This is a genomic window from Aeromonas fluvialis (genome assembly GCF_000819885.1).
Classification (GTDB): Bacteria; Pseudomonadota; Gammaproteobacteria; order Enterobacterales; family Aeromonadaceae; genus Aeromonas; species Aeromonas fluvialis.
Window position 1 is genome coordinate 2,367 of sequence record NZ_CDBO01000003.1, and the last position, 287, is coordinate 2,653.

Here is a 287-nt window from a genome sequence, read left to right on the forward strand (position 1 = left end):
TTATGGCCTGGTATAACGACGAACACCGGCATAGCCGCATCCGCTTCGTCACGCCGAGCGAACGACATCGAGGCGAAGATAAGGCCCTGCTAGCGAAACGACATGCAGTGTATCAGGCCGCACAAGCGCAACACCCTGCGAGGTGGAGTGGCAAGACGCGAGACTGGACAGCGATCGGTGCAGTGATGCTGAATCCGGAGCGGTCCGAACCAGAGCAAAAACAGGCGGCTTAAAACAGGTTTACGCGACAACTATCTTGAAAAACGCCGCTGCAACGGAGCGTCATC

Annotated in this window: 1 pseudogene; it reads left to right on the top strand. The window is 56.8% G+C overall.

Features of this window, described 5'->3' with window-relative positions:
* Nucleotides 1-233: pseudogene (locus BN1125_RS18780) on the top strand (IS3 family transposase); the annotation flags it as partial.
* Between the last annotated feature and the right edge of the window lie 54 nt (nt 234-287).